Source organism: Qipengyuania oceanensis, from assembly GCF_009827535.1.
Classification (GTDB): Bacteria; Pseudomonadota; Alphaproteobacteria; order Sphingomonadales; family Sphingomonadaceae; genus Qipengyuania_C; species Qipengyuania_C oceanensis.
In genome coordinates this window covers 86,264-99,031 of record NZ_WTYN01000003.1, presented here as the reverse complement: position 1 = coordinate 99,031, position 12,768 = coordinate 86,264, and the positions used below count along the sequence as shown (strand labels likewise).

The following is a 12,768-nucleotide window of genomic DNA, read 5'->3' as shown; positions in this document are numbered from 1 at the left end:
TTATTCTTCGCTTGGCGCAGCCTGCAGGCTCTGCCAGTTTCATTTCGCACACGGATTCGACGAGAGAGAGGAACTACCATGGATTTCGAGCCCACCGACCGGCAGGTCTACTGGCGCGACCGCGTCAAGGATTTCATCGACCAGCACGTCCGCCCGGCCGTCCCGACCTACCGCCAGCAGGAAGCCGAAGGCGACCGCTGGAAAGTCATCCCAGTGGTCGAGGAACTGAAGGCGAAGGCCAAGTCGGCGGGCATCTGGAACCTGTTCATGCCGCCGCGCAACGACGGCCATCACCACGTCGATGACAGCTACGAGTTCGAAGGGCCGGGCCTCACCAACCTCGAGTACGCATTGTGCGCAGAGGAAATGGGCCGCGTCGGCTTCGCTTCCGAAGTCTTCAACTGCTCCGCTCCCGATACCGGCAACATGGAAGTCTTCCATCGCTACGGCACGCGCGAGCAGAAGGACGAGTGGCTGACCCCGCTGATGAACGGCGAGATCCGCTCGGCATTCCTGATGACCGAGCCCTTCACCGCCAGTTCCGATGCGACCAACATCGAAACCCGCATCGAGCGCGACGGCGACGAATACGTCATCAACGGCCGCAAGTGGTGGTCGTCAGGCCTCGGCGATCCGCGCTGCAAGGTCGCGATCGTGATGGGCAAGACCGACACGAGCGCACAGCGCCACGCGCAGCAGTCGCAGGTGCTTGTCCCGATCGACACGCCTGGCGTCAACGTGCTGCGCCACCTGCCCGTGTTCGGCTACGACGACGCGCCGCACGGTCACATGGAAGTCGAACTGAAGGACGTGCGCGTTCCGGTTTCCAACGTGATCCTGGGCGAAGGACGCGGTTTCGAGATCGCCCAGGGCCGCCTCGGGCCGGGCCGTATCCACCACTGCATGCGTACCATCGGCGTCGCCGAGGAAGCGCTGGAGAAGATGTGCCGCCGGCTGCAGGAACGCGAAGCTTTCGGCAAGCCGATCTACAAGCACTCGGTCTGGGAAGAGCGCGTGGCGCGTGCCCGCATCGATATCGACATGACCCGCCTGCTCTGCCTCAAGGCGGCGGACATGATGGACAAGGTCGGCAACAAGAACGCCAAGCAGGAAATCGCGATGATCAAGGTCCAGGCGCCGAACATGGCCCTCAAGATCATCGACGATGCGATCCAGGCGCATGGCGGCGGCGGCGTGTCGGAGGACTACGGCCTCGCCAGCGCCTATGCCCACCAGCGCACCCTGCGGCTCGCCGACGGCCCGGACGAAGTCCACGCCCGCTCGATCGCGCGGATGGAATTCGCCAAGCACGCACCGAACGAAGGGCCTAGCTCGAACGCGCTGCGGGGCGGCAATGCCCATTCGGCGAGCGCGGGCAGTGCGGCAGCTGCCAGCTACAGCTCCGGTGACATGGGAGCGACGCGCTGATGGCAAAAGCGGCAATTCTGGAACAGGTCGGCTCGCTCACCATCGGTGAGGTCGAACTGGCCGACCCCGGCCCGCACGAGGTCCTGATCGACACCAAGGCCTGCGGCCTGTGTCATTCGGACCTCCATTTCATCAACGGGTCGTACCCGCATCCGATGCCGGCCATTCCCGGCCACGAGGCGGCGGGCGTGGTGCGCGCGGTCGGCACCGAGGTGAAGACGGTCAAGCCTGGCGACCATGTCGTTTCGTGCCTCAGTGCCTTCTGCGGCCACTGCGAGTTCTGCGTCACCGGCCGCATGGCGCTGTGCATGGGCGCGGACACCCGCCGCGACCAGACGGCCAAGCCCCGGATCATGCGAGCGGACGGCAGCGAGCCGGTCGCCCAGATGCTCAACCTGTCCGCTTTCTGCGAGCAGATGCTGATCCACGAACATGCCTGCGTCTCGATCGACAAGGACATGCCGCTGGACCGCGCGGCCATCATCGGTTGTGCGGTCACGACCGGCGCGGGGACGATCTTTAACGCCTGCTCGGTCGTTCCAGGCGAAAGCGTTGCGGTGATCGGCTGCGGCGGGGTCGGGCTCGCGGCGATCAATGCCGCCAAGATTGCCGGCGCCGGCCAGGTCATCGCGGTCGACCCGATCGCGGAGAAGCGCGAACTGGCGATGGTCCTGGGCGCGACCCATGCCGTCGATGCCATGGCGAGCGATGCGGTCGAGCAGATCCACAAGATCTCGAACGGCGGCGTGCATCACGGGATCGAGGCGGTCGGCCGGCAGGCCAGCGCGGACCTGGCGGTCAAGTCGCTGCGGCGCGGCGGCACGGCGACGATCCTCGGCATGATGCCGCTGGACTGCAAGGTCGGGCTCGGCGCGATGGACCTTCTTTCCGGCAAGAAGCTGCAGGGCGCGATCATGGGGATGAACCACTTCCCCGTCGACCTGCCGCGGCTGGTGGATTTTTACATGCGCGGCTTGCTCGATCTCGACACGATCATTGCCGAGCGCATCCCGCTCGAGAAGATCAACGAAGGGTTCGCGAAGATGGAAGGCGGCCATTCGGCGCGCAGCGTGGTGGTGTTCGACTGATGGCCGAGGAAGCGATGGTGGAAGACCCGAACGCCGACATGATCGGCACGACCGAGGTCACCGAGGAACACGCGCTCGATCTCGATCGGCTCACGAAGTGGTTCGAGGAAAACGTCGAGGGCTACGAAGGACCGCTCAGCTATTCGAAGTTCAAGGGCGGCCAGTCGAACCCGACCTACCGGATCGACACGCCCTCGACCTCCTACGTGCTGCGCCGCCAGCCGTTCGGCAAATTGCTGCCGAGCGCCCATGCGGTCGATCGCGAGTACAAGGCGATGGCCGCCCTCGGGCCGACCGGCTTTCCGGTGCCGAAGACCTATGGCCTGTGCGAGGATCCGGAAGTCATCGGCTCGAAGTTCTTCGTCATGAGCCTCGCCGATGGTCGCAACCTGTGGGACGGCACGCTGCCGGGATTCACGCGCGAGAACCGGCGCGAGCTGTACAACGCCATGATCGACACCATGGCCGACATGCACTTGCAGAAGCCGGAAGACATCGGCCTCGGCGATTTCGGCAAGCCGACCGACTATTGCGCGCGCCAGATAAGCCGCTGGACCAAGCAGTACAAGCTGTCCGAAACCGAGCACATGCCCAAGATGGAGCGGCTGATCGAATGGTTGCCGCAGACCATCCCGCCGCAACACGAAAGCAGCGTCGTTCACGGGGATTACCGGCTCGACAACATGATCTTCCACAAGAGCGAGCCGCGCGTGATCGCGGTCCTCGACTGGGAACTGTCGACGCTGGGCGATCCGATCGCCGATTTCAGCTACTTCATTCTCAACTGGCACACCGAGTCCGAAAACCGAGCCGGCATACAGGGCAAGGATCTCGAGGCGCTCGGCATCCCGACGCAGGACGAAGCGGTCGAACGATACGTCGCGCGCACCGGCTATCCCGTGCCGCCGATGGACTGGTACTTCGCGTACAACCTGTTCCGACTGGCCGGGATCATCCAGGGCATCAAGAAGCGGGTGATCGACGGCACGGCTTCCTCCGCGCACGCAAAGGAAGCCAGCGACCGTGTCTCACCGCTGGTCGACCGCGCTTACGAATTCGCCCTCAAGGCCGGAATGCCGGAGTGATCCTGTAGGCCTTGCCGGTCAGAATTCGCTGCTCCACTTGATCGCCACGCCCGCATCGTCGGGCGCGGCGGCATAGTGCCCGGGCTGGCGCCGGTAGAACAGGCTCGCCGCCGCACCGCCGCCCCACAGGGAGCCGCGCCAGGCAAGCTCGCCAGTCAGTTCGCGGCCTTCGGGTGTCAGCGACAGGCCCTGCAGGCCGTAGCGGGACGTTTCGGTCGCGTAATCGTAGGCCACCGGCAGGTTCAGCATCAGCCCGCCCCGTTCGACCCGCAGCGGCTGCGAGAAACGCAGGCCCAGGCTGTCGCCGCGCTGCAGGACGCTGCCGCGAGCGAGGTCGAGCGACCACGCCATGCTCTGCAGATCCGATCCCTTGGCGATGATGTCGCCATGCCGGGCGCGCGTGTATCCGCGGCGCAGGTCCGCGCCGATCGACCAGCCATCCCCCAGCCGCGCCGTTGTGGAGCCATCGAGGAACAGCGTCTGCGCCCCATCGGCCCCGAAAGCCTCGTGAAAATAACTGCCGAGGATCGTGCGGTCCTCGTCCAGCCAGGTGAGGCCGATCGTCGCAGCTACCGGTCCGATCGTGCGGTCCAGACCCGCGCCGATCGCGCGGAAGCGATAACTGTCGGTGCCCAGCCGTCGGCTGTCGTCGGCGCGCCGCCAGCTGCCGAGCCAGGCGTCGCCCTGCTCGGCGCTCATCGTCAACCCGAACGCGCCGATGCGCTGTCTCAGCGCCATCGAGACGTCGGAATTGCTGCGGAAACCGCGCTCGGCATCGCTGGTGCCGGCGAGCATGAAGGCCGGTCGGTCCGCGCCGCGCAATTGTGCACCCAATCCCTGGGCACTCTCGGCGATACCGATGGCTAGGTCCGTGTCCGGCGACAGGCGCATCGCGATGCGGCCTGCCAGGACCTCCGCTTGCTGCGCATCTTCCGAAGTCAGGCGCAACGCACGGCTCCAGCCGTAGCCACCGGCCTGCCCCTGTGCATTTAGCGTGAATGCCATGGCAAGGCCGGCGGTCCCTGCCGAAACGCGGCGAGCGCTCGTGCCTACCGCGGCATGGAGCTTGGGATCAACTTGCGCGCCGCGCAGTCTTGCCCCGAGACCGTAGGTATAGGCGCGGCGATACTTGTCGAGCACGACCGCGGACAATGCGCCGCGGTTCATGGCATCGCCCATCGCCGCGGATCCGATACCCGTGTCGTCGCCGAGCGGGATGGCCGAAGCGCTGCCGGCAAGGCTGGTGACGCCCTTGGGCGCAAAGGCGTTGGCGATGTCGAGGATGCCGCTGCCGTAGATCGGATCGGCGCCGGTCGCGCCGGCATCGCGCGCGCTTTCGATCAGCAACTGGACGATCTGGCGCGCGGTGAGGTTCGGAAACGCCTGCGACAGGAGTGCCACTGCGCCCGAGACCTGCGGCGCGGAGAAGCTCGTGCCCGAGAAGACGGTCACGAAACTGCCGCCCGGCCTTTGTTCGACCAGCAATTCGCCGTTTTCGTAAATGCAGCAGACGTCCTCGCCCAAGGCCGCGATGTAGCTGTTCGCGTAAGCACCGGCCTTGTTGCTGAAGCCGGATATGACGCCCTGCGCATCGACCGACCCGACGATGATCACGTTCCCGTTGCCCGCATCCACCAGCCCCGAGGCGAAAGGATCGGGCTGGTCGGGCGGAATGTCCGCATTGCCGCCGTCGCCGTCGTTACCGGCAGAAACGACCACGACGACATCGGCTTGCGCCGCGCGGGCTACGGCGGCGGTCAGCTCGCTGAACGGTGTGCCGCCGCCCAGGCTGATGTTGATGACTGCTGCGCCGGAAGCGATCGCCTGGTCGATCCCGGCCGCGATATCGATGTCGGCGAACCCGCAATCATTGGTCGCGTCAGGGGTAGAGGCACCGGTGCAACTGCCGGGCGCATCGGCGCGCAATGCAAGGATCGTGGAGTTGAAGGCGATCCCGACGATGCCGGTATCGTTGCGCGCTGCTGCGGCGATCATGGCGACATGGGTTCCGTGGTCGTCGAGCGCCTCGAAACCCCTGTTTGCCGCGACATCGCGCGAATCGGGATGGATCCGGCCAGCGAATTCCGGACTGTCGCTGTCGATGCCGGTATCGATGACCGCGATGGTCTGGCCCAGCCCCGTGCTCCCGTCGCGCCACGCGTTGACGGCCCCGTGGAAGGCCGGACCGTCCGAGCGGCGATATTCCGCCGTGTCGAAATTCGACGATGGCGAGGGTGCAGGTGTCGGCGATGGCGACGGCGAGGGAGCGGGTGCAGGCGCAGGCGTTGGCGCAGGGGCGGGACGCGGCGTGCTGTTCGTGCCGCCTCCTCCGCCGCCACACGCCGCAAGTAGCACGAGGGCACTTGCGCTCGCGCCACACAATCTGATCGACTTCCCAGCCCTTGCCAAAAACACGTTCGCGATCCCTTCTTCTTCGATCGCCATCCTCGCGGCAGATCGTGAAAGATTTGCTTAGAACGTAGAAATTGCCGTGTGAACGCTCGCCGAACTGGCAGCGCAACTTGCCCCCGTGTTCGCTCGCGGCTAGCAGCCCTGCCAGCCGTGACCCACAGGAGAAGCCTTTCATGACCGAGCAGCTGGCAGCGATCATCGACGATGCCTGGGAAAACCGCGATGCGCTCGATCACGAAGCGGTGCGCGATCCGGTCAATGCGGCACTGGAGATGCTCGATCGCGGCGAAGCGCGCGTTGCGGAACCGGACGGCAATGGCGGCTGGACCGTTAACCAGTGGCTGAAGAAGGCCGTGCTGCTGTCGTTCCGGCTGAACGACAACCGGGTCATGGACGGTGGCTCGGCTGGACATCCGGCCTTCGACAAGGTCGACAGCAAGTTTGCCGGCTGGGACGAGGCACGCTTTCGCGAAGCCGGCTTCCGCGTCGTGCCCGGAGCGATAGCCCGGCATGGCTCGCATATCGGCAAGGGCGTCGTGCTGATGCCGAGCTTCGTCAACATCGGTGCCTATGTCGGCGACGGCACGATGATCGACACTTGGGCATCGGTCGGCAGCTGCGCGCAGATCGGCCGGAACTGTCACATCTCCGCCGGAACGGGAATCGGCGGCGTGCTCGAACCGATGCAGGCCAATCCGACGATCATCGGCGACAATTGCTTCATCGGCGCGCGCTCGGAAATCGTCGAGGGCGTGATCGTGGGCGAGGGATGCGTCGTGGCGATGGGCGTGTTCATCACCCAGTCGACCAAGATCGTGAACCGCGAGACCGGAGAGATCGTCACCGGCCACATCCCGCCTTACAGCGTGGTCGTTCCCGGCTCGTTGCCCGGGAAGGCCCTGCCCGACGGATCGCCGGGCCCCTCGCTGGCCTGCGCGGTGATCGTCAAGACCGTCGACGAGCGCACCCGCGCCAAGACCGGCATCAACGAGTTGCTCCGCGACTGAGGCTCTGACCGCCCCGCGGCGGAACATTCCCTGCTTCGAACCGTATCTTGCGCGAATGAAAACGGTCGCGCGATTGCGGAGAATATCGAATGCATACGGATGGGAATGAAGTTCATATCGACGGCGAGGAAGCCAGCGGCGGCTCCAAGGAAGGCGTGGTGCGCTACGTCCTGATCATCGGCCTCGTGCTGGCGATCGGTGCGCTGAGCATCATCTGGATGACCGGGGCGCTCACCCAGGGCGATGTCGAGGAAGAAGCAACCGCCAGCGGCCGCATCGCGTCCGAAGAGAATGGCGAAGCGACCGACAGCATCGTCGGCGGTGAGCTCGATGAAATCGATTCCGCCCAGTCGCAGAGCGAGATGCAGGACGGGCTGCAAGTCATCGAAAACGACCAGGAGAGCGCTGAATGAGCAAGTCCAACAGCTTTCGGACAAGCCAGTACGTCAAGTGGAACTGGGGCAACGGCGAAGGTTGCGGCCAGATCAAGGAACGTTTCGAACGCGAAGTTACCCGCACGCTCCAGGGCACCGAGGTGACCAAGGACGGCGACGAGGACAATCCCGCCTACCTGATCAAGCAGGATGACGGCGACGAAGTCCTCAAGCGCGGCTCGGAACTGACGGCTGCCTGATGCCCGAGGCAAAATCGAAAGCGCAGCAGCGCGCCGCGGGCGCGGCCCTTTCCGCCAAGCGTGGCGACACGAAGGTATCTGACCTGCAGGGCGCTTCGAAAGAGATGTACGACAGCATGTCGGAAGCCGAACTCGACGAGATGGCATCCACTGCTCGCGAGGATCTACCGGAAAGCGCAGACTAGCCGGGAGTGACGGTCGCCATCCACATCGATCCCACGCTGTTTCTCCTCTCGGCGAAAGCGATGCCCGATAACGACCAAGTTATCGAGGCGACTTTCAACGAGCAGCTGCTGATCGGCATGGGGATGATCGCGATCTGCGTCATCATCCATGGGCTCGGCCTTTTCACGATCCAGCGCGGCATTTCCGGCGACCGCATGCAGGAGCGCTTCGAGAGCCTGCGCGCCCTCTCGATCACCGGTGCGGGCTTCACCCTGATCGCAGTCTTCGCGCTGTTCCTGATCCATTTCTTCGAGATCTGGCTGTTCGCGTTCCTCTACGATTACCTGGGCGCACTCCACAGTTTCGATGATGCCCTGTATTTCTCAACCATCAGCTACGCGACCATCGGTTACAGCGACGCATCGATCCACGAGCAATGGCGCATGGTCGCCGCGCTCGAAGGGGTGCTGGGCGTGATCCTGCTCGGGTGGTCGACCGCCTTCTTCGTCAGGGTACTCGGACGGCTCGAAGGCGACGACGGCGCCCGGCGCCGGGATCAATCCTCCGGCTGAGGAGCCAGCGTTTCGATCGGAGCAACGCCGGCCTGGTCGCGCTTGGTCTGCTCGACGCCCTTCATCACCCGCAGCATGTTGCGGAAGGAGATCTTTTCCAGGTCCTTCTGCGAATAGCCGCGGCGGGCGAGTTCGGTGAACAGGACCGGATAGCCAGACACGTCCTCCATGCCCTCGACGCCGATCGGGATACCGTCGTAATCGCCGCCGATGCCGATGTGGTCCATGCCCGCGACCTTGCGGATATGGTCGATGTGATCGGCGTAGTCGGACACGGTTGCAGGCGGGACCGGATTGGCCGCGTCCCATGCTTCGAGCGCGCTTTTCACCGCTTCGGGCTGGCCTTGCCAGAGCGCTTCGAGCCGCGCCTGCTCGGCGGCGCGATTGGCGCTGCGCTGGCGCTGTGCCTCGCTCACGAACGCCGGATAGGCGACCGCCATCACGATGCCGCCGTTGTCGCGCAGTCTGCGCAGCACACTGTCGGGAACGTTGCGGGCGTGGCCGTTGATCGCGCGTGCGCCGCTGTGGCTGAAGATCACCGGGGCCTTCGCGACGTCGAGCGCGTCCATCATCGCCGCCTCGTTGACGTGACTGAGGTCGACGATCATCCCGAGGCGGTTCATTTCGCGCACCACGTCCATGCCGAAATCGGTCAGGCCATCATGCGTCGGGACGTCGGTGGCGCTGTCGGCCCAGGGAAGTGTCTTGGAGTGGGTCAGCGTCATGTAGCGCGCGCCCAGCGCATACATCTGCCTGAGCACGCCGAGGCTCGAGCCGATCGAATGGCCGCCTTCCATGCCCATCAGCGAGGCGATCCGGCCACGGGCCACCGCGCGTTCCACATCCTCGCTGGTCAGGGCCAGCGCCAGGCTTTCGGGATAACGAGCGATCAGGCGTCGGGTCACGTCGATCTGCTCGATCGTCGCCTGCACCGCCTCCGGCTCCGACAACGATGCTGGCACGTAGACCGACCAGAACTGGGCGCCGACCATTCCTTCGCGCAGGCGCGGGATATCGGTGTGCATGGCGGATGCGCCCTCTTCCCCGACGCTCGCATGTTCGGTGTCGTTGAAATCGAAATCGGCGATGCGGTTATCGAGCCGCTCGCGCAGTTGGTAGGGAACGTCGTTGTGTCCGTCCCACACGGGCGCGGCCTTGAGCGCGGCGCGGACCGTTTCTTCCGGTGTCTGGGCGAAAGCGGGCGCGCCCAGGAGCGAAACGGCTGCGAGCAACGGAAGGTATTTCATAGACATGTGATCCCTGTGTTATCGAGACCTGCACTAAAGCATCGCCACCACGCGGGACAAGCCATGACAATCGAACCACAGCCTGCCGATCGGCCTTTGCCGACAATTTCGCCAGGAGCTACGCGATGATCCGCGCAGGACTGCGGTGGCTGCTGGCGATATTCTATGGCTTCGCGGGCTACATGCATCTCGTGCAGCCGGATCCGTTTCTGCAGATCATGCCGGACTGGGTTCCGGCACCCGAAGCCGTGGTCTGGTTTACCGGGGTTGCCGAGCTGCTCGGGGCAGTGGCGCTTGCGCAGCCGCTTTCGGCCAGCTTGCGAAAATGGGGAGCGATCGGGCTCGCGCTCTACGCCGTGTGCGTCTTCCCGGCGAACATCAATCACTTCGCCATGGACATGGCCCGGACGGATGGCGGCGGGCTGGGCCTGGCTTATCACCTGCCCCGCATGGTCGCGCAGCCGCTGCTCGTCTGGCTGGCGCTGTGGACGGGCGGCGTCACCGATTGGCCCTTCAAGAGGCCAGCCGGGCGCCGCCCGAACAGGTAATCGAACTTAGCTGAGGTGCTTGGACACCGCGGCAGTCATCTTGAACATCGAGATCTGCTCCTTGCCGATGACGGCGCCGAGCTTGTCGTCGGGATTGATCATGCGCTTGTCCTTCGAATCCTGAAGGTCGTGCTTCTTGATGTATTCCCAGACTTTCGACGTCACCTGGGCGCGGGTCATCGGACCCTTGCCCACGACGTTCTCGAGTTCCGGCGAAACGTTCACCGGCTTCTGAAGTGCGTTGTTCTTACCAGCCATTATTAGGTCCTTTCCATTATCTGGCGTTGCAATTGGTTAGATTTCTTCGTCGTCCCAGTCCGCACCCTCGTCCTCTTCGGGACCGGCGTAGGTTGCGGTAGTCAGCGTACACGCCGTCACGTGCCCGTCCATCGCGGCGAACAGGTCCTCGCGCGATGCACCCGGCATCAGCGTGAGCGGCAGGTCGAGCGCGAAAAGCTGGAACACATATTCGTGAACCGGATCGCCGGCAGCGACCTCGGGCAGCAACCACTCGGAATTGCCATGCGCATTCTTTCCGACCCGTGGAGGGATCTCGCCTTCGAGCAGCTTGCCTTTTTGCGGCGACAATCCCCACACGGTCCAGTGCGCGAACGGCCTGGGCGCCGCGTTGTCGGCATCTTCCACCACCAGCACGAGCTCCTGGCTGCCGGGCGGCGGCGCGGTCCATTCCAATGGCGGAGCGACGGCATCTTCCTCGTCCGCGGTGAAACTCGGGTCAAGCGGCTGGCCCGGGCCGAATGCCGGGCTCGACAGGGCGAAGCCGCCACGACCGAAGGTTTGCTCGCCGCCCAACCGCGCGATCGCGAGGCCGGCATGGCCGGGGCGCGGATCGCCGAGACGGGGCTTGAGCCAGGAAGGGACGGTATCGGACATAAGATTCTTCGATTGCCTAACTTTCATGCTGTTCTAGGCGTAAATGTCGGAGCGATGCGAGGGCGACCAAGCTCTCCCGGGCAGGTTATCCACCCCCCTAAGACGAAATCCGGCCTGAAAATGCAGGTTTAGGCGCGATACCGGAGGAAAAACGGTCATCGGCAGTTCATCGCTCTTGGCCGATCGCTTCGGCCGGGCCTATCGTCCAGCTTCAATATCCAGGACACCTACGGAGTCGCATTCATGGGGATCGCACGCAATTCGCTCGGCTACATGCTGGCCTTGTCACTGGCCGCCTGCGGTGGCGTAGGAAGCAGCGGTGGCGGGAACACCGGCAATCTCGGCGGCTCTCCGTCTCCCAGCCCATCACCCAGCCCGACCAGCAGCACCTGCTCGCTGTCCGCGCGGCAGGACTTCGTTTCCGCCCAGCTCGACGAGTGGTATCTTTTCCCCACCTTGCTGGACCGTTCCGTCAGCAAGTCCGCTTACAACGACCTGCAGAACTATATCGACGCGCTGGTTGCGCCCGCCCGGGCGCAGAGGCGCGATCGTTACTTCACCTACGTGACCTCGATCGCCGAGTCGGAGGCGTTCCGCAATCAGGGTGCGAACGCCGGCTTCGGCGTCCTGCTCACCTATGACTCGGTCAACAACCGCGTGTTTGTGCTCGATTCCTACGAAGGCGCGCCAGCGCTCGGCGCGAATATCGATCGCGGCACGGAATTGCTCGCCATCGGCACCAGCGCGAACAACCTGCAACTGGTCTCCACCCTGATGGCCAACGGCGGCGCCCAGAGCGTCGTCAATGCGCTGGGACCATCCAACCCTGGGGTCACGCGGGTTCTCAGGGTCCGCGATGCGGCAGGCGTCACCCGCGAGGTCAGCGTCGCCAAGGCAGAATACACCCTCGATCCGATCTCGAACCGGTTCGGCGTGAAGATCATCCAGGATGGCGGCAAAAAGGTCGGCTACATCCACCTTCGCACCCACATCACGCCGGCCATCGACGATCTGCGCGCCGCCTTTGCCGATTTCGCAGCGCAGGGCGTGACCGAACTGATCGTCGACCAGCGTTACAACGGCGGGGGCGACCCGCGCGTGACCGAGGTCTTCGGGGACCTGATGGGCAAGAACCTGGTCGGGAAGGAATTCAGCTATACCGCCTTCCGCGAATCCAAGTCGGATAACGATTCCATCGCTCTCTTCAGGTCGGCGGCCAATGCGGTCGGCGTGACCAAGGTGGCCTTTATCGGCCGCGGTGGCACGGCATCGGCCAGCGAATTGCTGATCAATGCCTTCATCCCCTACCTCGGGACGAACATGGCGCTGGTCGGGACCAACACCTACGGCAAGCCGGTCGGCCAGATCGGTCTCGACAACGCGAGTTGCGACGACCGGCTGTGGGCACTCGCGTTCAGGATCCAGAATGCAAACCGGCAGGGCGATTACTATGATGGCCTTGCGAGCTTCGTGCCCAACACCTGCCTTGCAGGCGACGACCTGACCGTCCAGCTGGGCGACCCCAGAGAGACGTCCATAAGGGCATCGCTGGATTTCCTCGCCGGGCGCAGCTGCACGCCGATTTCGGGGGCGAAGGGCACCGCGAGTGCCGCTCGCAACCAGTTGCTGCAACCCGACCGGCCGACGGCGGCACAGCTCGACCTGCCCGGCCTGTTCTGACGACAAGG

At 64.6% G+C, this 12,768-nt stretch carries 14 protein-coding genes; 10 read left to right on the top strand and 4 right to left on the bottom strand.

What is annotated here, in order from left to right:
- Window positions 1–78 precede the first annotated feature (78 nt).
- From GRI48_RS12315 to GRI48_RS12305, 3 genes are read left to right on the top strand one after another with little or no spacing between them, the layout of a single operon-like run.
- Window positions 79–1,428 carry an acyl-CoA dehydrogenase family protein gene (locus GRI48_RS12315; RefSeq protein WP_160676698.1) on the top strand — a complete coding sequence of 450 codons (1,350 nt, stop codon included), beginning with the start codon at window positions 79–81 and terminating at the stop codon, window positions 1,426–1,428.
- Complete coding sequence (locus GRI48_RS12310) at window positions 1,428–2,516, top strand: Zn-dependent alcohol dehydrogenase (protein ID WP_160676695.1); 1,089 nt, start codon at window positions 1,428–1,430, stop codon at window positions 2,514–2,516. The genes GRI48_RS12315 and GRI48_RS12310 overlap by 1 nt, the downstream gene beginning before the upstream one ends.
- On the top strand, window positions 2,516–3,601 hold the full coding sequence (locus tag GRI48_RS12305; protein ID WP_419956966.1) for a phosphotransferase family protein: 1,086 nt from the start codon (window positions 2,516–2,518) through the stop codon (window positions 3,599–3,601). Before GRI48_RS12310 ends, GRI48_RS12305 begins: the two co-directional genes overlap by 1 nt.
- 18 nt (window positions 3,602–3,619) lie before the next feature.
- Here the strand turns inward: GRI48_RS12305 and GRI48_RS12300 are convergent, their stop codons facing one another.
- The gene (locus GRI48_RS12300; RefSeq protein ID WP_337190828.1) at window positions 3,620–5,956 is read right to left on the bottom strand and encodes a S8 family peptidase; all 2,337 of its coding nucleotides are present in this window, start codon (window positions 5,954–5,956) and stop codon (window positions 3,620–3,622) included.
- A gap of 230 nt (window positions 5,957–6,186) precedes the next feature.
- Between GRI48_RS12300 and dapD the strand changes: the two genes are divergently transcribed.
- The 5 genes from dapD (at window position 6,187) to GRI48_RS12280 (ending at window position 8,391) form a co-directional block, all read left to right on the top strand.
- Window positions 6,187–7,020, top strand: coding sequence for a 2,3,4,5-tetrahydropyridine-2,6-dicarboxylate N-succinyltransferase (gene dapD / locus GRI48_RS12295; RefSeq protein WP_160676689.1), 834 nt, complete (start codon window positions 6,187–6,189; stop codon window positions 7,018–7,020).
- Between the two features lie 89 nt (window positions 7,021–7,109).
- Complete coding sequence (locus GRI48_RS14205) at window positions 7,110–7,433, top strand: hypothetical protein (RefSeq protein ID WP_202389347.1); 324 nt, start codon at window positions 7,110–7,112, stop codon at window positions 7,431–7,433.
- Window positions 7,430–7,654 carry a hypervirulence associated TUDOR domain-containing protein gene (locus GRI48_RS12290; protein ID WP_160676686.1) on the top strand — a complete coding sequence of 75 codons (225 nt, stop codon included), beginning with the start codon at window positions 7,430–7,432 and terminating at the stop codon, window positions 7,652–7,654. The genes GRI48_RS14205 and GRI48_RS12290 overlap by 4 nt, the downstream gene beginning before the upstream one ends.
- Complete coding sequence (locus GRI48_RS12285; RefSeq protein ID WP_160676683.1) at window positions 7,654–7,839, top strand: DUF3008 family protein; 186 nt, start codon at window positions 7,654–7,656, stop codon at window positions 7,837–7,839. The genes GRI48_RS12290 and GRI48_RS12285 overlap by 1 nt, the downstream gene beginning before the upstream one ends.
- A gap of 6 nt (window positions 7,840–7,845) precedes the next feature.
- Window positions 7,846–8,391 (top strand): ion channel, encoded by a 546-nt coding sequence (locus tag GRI48_RS12280; RefSeq protein WP_160676680.1) that lies wholly within the window; start codon window positions 7,846–7,848, stop codon window positions 8,389–8,391.
- On the opposite strand, the gene GRI48_RS12275 is transcribed toward GRI48_RS12280, so the two are convergent.
- Entirely contained in the window at window positions 8,376–9,644 is a 1,269-nt protein-coding gene (locus tag GRI48_RS12275) for a dipeptidase (RefSeq protein WP_419956965.1), read from the bottom strand. The genes GRI48_RS12280 and GRI48_RS12275 overlap by 16 nt on opposite strands.
- A 119-nt stretch (window positions 9,645–9,763) precedes the next feature.
- Here GRI48_RS12275 and GRI48_RS12270 point away from each other — a divergent pair, with 119 nt between their 5' ends.
- Window positions 9,764–10,186 (top strand): DoxX family protein, encoded by a 423-nt coding sequence (locus GRI48_RS12270; protein WP_160676675.1) that lies wholly within the window; start codon window positions 9,764–9,766, stop codon window positions 10,184–10,186.
- A 6-nt stretch (window positions 10,187–10,192) separates the two neighbouring features.
- Here the strand turns inward: GRI48_RS12270 and GRI48_RS12265 are convergent, their stop codons facing one another.
- The gene (locus GRI48_RS12265; RefSeq protein ID WP_160676673.1) at window positions 10,193–10,444 is read right to left on the bottom strand and encodes an SWIB/MDM2 domain-containing protein; all 252 of its coding nucleotides are present in this window, start codon (window positions 10,442–10,444) and stop codon (window positions 10,193–10,195) included.
- 36 nt (window positions 10,445–10,480) lie between these two features.
- Complete coding sequence (locus GRI48_RS12260; RefSeq protein ID WP_160676671.1) at window positions 10,481–11,080, bottom strand: YbhB/YbcL family Raf kinase inhibitor-like protein; 600 nt, start codon at window positions 11,078–11,080, stop codon at window positions 10,481–10,483.
- Between the two features lie 243 nt (window positions 11,081–11,323).
- On the opposite strand from GRI48_RS12260, the gene GRI48_RS12255 reads away from it, so the two are divergent.
- Window positions 11,324–12,760, top strand: coding sequence for a S41 family peptidase (locus GRI48_RS12255; protein WP_160676669.1), 1,437 nt, complete (start codon window positions 11,324–11,326; stop codon window positions 12,758–12,760).
- Window positions 12,761–12,768 lie beyond the last annotated feature (8 nt).